We start from the raw sequence: 4,330 nt of genomic DNA on the forward strand, positions 1-4,330 counted from the left end.
GGCCAGCCCGCGGCCACCTGTTGGCCCCGGGGTTGCTGCCGCCGCGGCGCTCCCGGGCAGGTCTTACTTCGAGACCTTGAGCGTGATGCCGCCGGGGAAGTACTTGCTCAGGTCATCGCCGCCGCCGAGCTTGTCGCTCTGCAGCAGCACGTTGTTCTGCGCGCTGTCGATCACGAAGACATTGAGGATCTGGTAGACGCCAGGGGTCTGGTCCGAACGCAGCTGGGCCAGCGCGCGGAAGGTGGCGCTGTCCTGGCCGACCTGGCCCACGTGGCCATGCAGCTCGATGGTGTCCACGCAGTCGGCGAACTGGTTGGCCAGGCAGAACTCGACGATGGCTTCCAGCACGCCGGCGACCGCACCGTTGCCGGTGTCGGCGGTGCCCAGCTTCACGCTGGCATAGGGCAGCGTACCGGTCGGGGTACCGGCGGGCGGCGTGGACAGCGAGAGCTTGGGCGTCTCCACGCTGCCGCTGGTCAGCGTGGGCGGCGTGATGTCGTAGCCCTTGGTGTTCTTCACCGCGAAGCTGGTGCGGCCGCCCAGCGGTGCGATGTCCTCGGGCCAGTACATCTTCATGTTGAAGTTGCCGTCGGACAGGAAGACCGAATCGACCTGCCAGGTGCCGGGCTCGGAGAAGCGGCTGAACGAAGGCGTACCCAGCAACTGCGCGCCGATGGAAATGCGGCCATCGACCTTCATCTGGCCGTACATGGTTTCCACGCGCTGCACCATCTGGCCCGACGGGCCCTTCAGGTTGATGATGTAGGTCGTCAGGCCCGACATCTCGTCGGACATCGTCACGTCCAGGTCTTCCTTGGGATTGACGGACTGCGCGTTCACGTCGCCCACCAGCGAGAAGCGGGTCAGCACCGGTGCGGTGTTGTCGGCGGTGCCGGCGGCCTGGGCCGCGGCATGCTGCTGGCTTGCTTGTTGCTGGATGGCTGCCATGCGCTGGGCCGGCGACTGCATGGCGGCGGGCAAGGGGCGCGCTGCCACGGCCTGGCCGCCGATCAGGGCGGCAGCGGCGGCCAGGGCCAAAGAGGTCGAACGGGAAACGGTCATCTCAGCAAACTCCATGCATACGGTCGGGAACAGCTACCGGGTGGTGGCCAGGCGGGTGAGGTTGGCACTTCCGCCTGGCTCGGGTTGGCGTGCTGTGCCGGCCGAACATGAACGAGAAGTGAATGCAGCATATCGATGTGTCGGAATCAAGGCAACAATTCTGAAAGAAATTCTCAGAATATTTTTCCGTCTGGTCGCGGTATGCTGGTGACATGAACTCGGACATCCCCCGGAGCCGTTTGGCCGACGTGGCGCTGCGTCAACGCGCCGAGGCCACCGGTCTGGCCTTGCAGCATTCCATCGATGCGTTGCTGGGCCAGCTGGCGCGTGCCGGTGCCCGCGACCAGAAGGGCCTGCAAGCGGTGCTGAAGCTCAGCCAGTCGGCCGTCAGCCGCTTGATGACGTCCACACGCAGCAGCGACCCGCTGGCCACGCTGTTTGCCATCCCCGGTCAGGAAGCGCTGCGGCAGATGCTCAAGGGTGCCGCGCAGCACGGCGCGACCAGCGACGCCATTGCGCGGGTCGATGAAGCGATCAGCGGCTTCGAGCGTTTCATCGACGTGGACATGGGTGACCGCGCGACGCTGGAGGCCGTGCTCAGCGACTGGGCGCAGGAGTCCCGCGCGACCTTCGAGCTGCGCCACAAGACGGCGGCCTTCAAGTCCGTCAGCGCCCTGCGTGGCGTGCAGGCGCAACTGGTGCTGAACACCGGCATCCTGTACCCGTCCGCCACCAACCCGACCTACCACGACTGCATCGGCATTGACGCGTTGCTGGGCTGCCGGCGCACCCGGCCTTCAGGCGTGCTGCGGGTCTGCAGTTCTTCGATGGCGGCCGATGGCGCGCACTTCACCGCTTCGGGCATTGGCGGCCAGGCGGTTCACAACATGGCCGACATGCTGCTGCCGCAGTATTCGACCATCTCGACTGACGAGATCGAAGTGGCCAGCCACGGCCACATCGTCGAGACCGCGGTTTCCGGCCTGCCGTTGGGGCGGGCAGATGGCCACGGCGGCGACCTTGTCTTCGCGATGCTCTATCGCAACCTGCACCGTGCACGCCGCGGCAGCGGCGGCCCTACTTCGGGCCTCGGCGGACAGGCCGAGCCGCCATCGGAGGCCTACATCGTCGATGCGCTGCTGCACGAGGATGTCTGGCCTGGCGTGGTGCCCGAGGTGCGGCTCTACGACACGGTGGTGCGGGGCATTGCCCATCCTGACGACCCGGCGCGCGTCGGTGATCGGCTGGACATGCTGGAAAGCGTGCAGTTTCTCGGCCGCGGCCCTGCCGCGTTCCGCATGCCTGAGTTCCCGCAATATTCCGAGTTGATCCGCCACGTCTGCGAGACCCAGGGTTGGGACGCCGAGCGGCTTCGCGGCTACCGCTGCAAGGTGCGCTACCCGATCTACGGCTCGCAGATCGGCCTGGCGTTCACCTTGCCCGTCTGATCTGGCACGTGCGGGACCGTGGCCTGACCTTGCGCTGATCCGCTGGCGTTGCCGGCGCACCCGCGAACCCGCCCGGCGGGTGGCTCGGTGTACTCACCGAGCCGGGTGCCCCATCACTGCGCCATCAAGACGTACTCGTGCTGCGCATCGCGCAGCGTCAGCGTGCGCTTGTCCCCCTTCTGGCCAACGACGAATTCCACGCCGCTGAAGCCCGGCACCAGGGTGGACAGGGTGGTCGTGCCATCCGGGTTCTGGCGCGTGGCCATGTCGCTGTCGAATTCGCCGAAGTCGAAGTGCAGGCGATTGCCGATGCGGCTGACCTCGATCGCGCCAACGGCGGCGTTGACATATCGCTTGGCCAGCTTCGCAGCCACCGCCGGGTCGGCCGGCACCGTCAGCAACTTGCGCTCCACCGCCAGGTCGTCGTAGTAGGCCTTGGCCTGCGTCGCGACTGCCGCGTCAGCCTCCGGCTTGCCATCGAACAGCACCTCCAGCAGCTTGCGGCGGAACTGGCTGCGGATCACCCAGCCCAGGTCGCCATTGGTCAACACCACCGCGCCCACGCCATGCTCGGGCAGCCACATCATGTCGCTGTGGTAGCCGATCATGTCGCCGCCGTGGTGCACCACCGGCGTACCGTAGACGGTATTGACCTCCAGCCCCATGCCATAGGTGAGGTCGGTGCTGACGGTGACCTGCGGTGCACGCCGGGCCAGCAGCGCCTCGCGCGAGACGTAGGTCTTGCCGTCCGGCAGCTTGCCCTCCGCCAGTTCCATCGAGACGTACTTCAACACGTCGTTGACCGTGCTCCAGCCGGCACCGGCCGGCCGCATCGGCACGATGGACAGGTTCATGCGGCGCTCGGCGGCAACCATCCTGCCGTCCTCGTCGGGCGCATGCGGCATCGCGGTGTTGCCCACCTGCGCCGCCGCATAGTCCAGCGTGGTGCGGCGCATGCCCAGCGGGTCGAAGACCAGGGCCTGCATGGCCTGGTCATAGGCCTGGCCGATGGGCAGCGCCGGGTAGGCCACGTGGCCGCCGATGTAGCCGGCCGCAGCCGCCATCGGGTTCGAATACTGGAACAGCTCGCCAAAGCCGCTGGTCGGCTGCATGGTGCCCAGCAGCTTCATGGCGCCTTCGGGCGTCAGGTCCTTGAACTCCAGCAGCCATTCCAGGTCCTGCCGCGGCATGCCGGTGCAGGCGCAGATCAGGTGCTTGACCAGCACCTGCCGCGTGGTCTCGGGGCTGCCAAGCTTGAACGAAGGCAGCAACTGCGTGGCCGGCGTGTCCCAGCCCATCTTCTTCTGGTCGACCAGCTTGGCGAGCATCAGCGTGGTCATCGCCTTGGTGTTGGAGGCGATCTGGAAACGCGTGTCGGCGTCCACCTTCTCCGGCTGGCCCAGCGCGCGCACGCCCAGCCCGCCGGCAAACACCAGCTTGCCGTCCTGCACCAGGCCGAAGGCCACGCCAGGCACCCGGGTCTCTGCCATCGCCTGCTGCACGAACTGGCTCAGCATGGCCATGCGCTCGGGCGTCAGCGGCGCTGCCTTCTTGCCGGCGAAGCTCTCGCGCTCATAGCCCTTGGGCAGCAGCTTGCCGAAGATCTGGCTGAGCTGCGCGCCGCGTTTTTCGCCAACGGCGTTGGCAATGTCCGCGATCACCACGGTCCACGCGCCGTTGGCGCGCTGCACCAGCGCGCTGACCCCACGCTCCTCGTTCGGGCTGGTCTGGTACACCAGGTTGCGGCGCTCGCTCCAGCCGTCCTTGGCGGCCACCGGCGAGGCCAGGCGCAGCGGCCATGGCGCGCTGCCCTTGTAGGC

Annotated in this window: 3 protein-coding genes; 1 reads left to right on the forward strand and 2 read right to left on the reverse strand. The window is 67.3% G+C overall.

Annotation, left to right across the window (positions count from 1 at the left end):
* Window positions 1-63: 63 nt before the first annotated feature.
* Window positions 64-1,062: a hypothetical protein gene (locus FKP22_RS22385; RefSeq protein WP_141289894.1), complete on the reverse strand. Its 999-nt coding sequence runs from the start codon at window positions 1,060-1,062 to the stop codon at window positions 64-66.
* Between the two features lie 212 nt (window positions 1,063-1,274).
* Between FKP22_RS22385 and FKP22_RS22390 the strand changes: the two genes are divergently transcribed.
* Window positions 1,275-2,510 (forward strand): hypothetical protein, encoded by a 1,236-nt coding sequence (locus FKP22_RS22390; RefSeq protein ID WP_141289895.1) that lies wholly within the window; start codon window positions 1,275-1,277, stop codon window positions 2,508-2,510.
* A 113-nt stretch (window positions 2,511-2,623) separates the two neighbouring features.
* Here the strand turns inward: FKP22_RS22390 and FKP22_RS22395 are convergent.
* A partial coding sequence (locus tag FKP22_RS22395) for a serine hydrolase domain-containing protein (RefSeq protein WP_141289896.1) occupies window positions 2,624-4,330 on the reverse strand: 1,707 nt, incomplete at its 5' end.

Source organism: Ideonella azotifigens, assembly GCF_006519715.1.
In the GTDB taxonomy this organism is placed as follows: Bacteria; Pseudomonadota; Gammaproteobacteria; order Burkholderiales; family Burkholderiaceae_C; genus Ideonella; species Ideonella azotifigens.

Coding starts and splice junctions, on each gene's coding strand:
- FKP22_RS22390 (WP_141289895.1), top strand. CDS start 1,275: ATGAACTCGGACATCCCCCGGAGCCGTTTGGCCGACGTGGCGCTGCGT.
- FKP22_RS22385 (WP_141289894.1), bottom strand. CDS start 1,062: ATGACCGTTTCCCGTTCGACCTCTTTGGCCCTGGCCGCCGCTGCCGCC.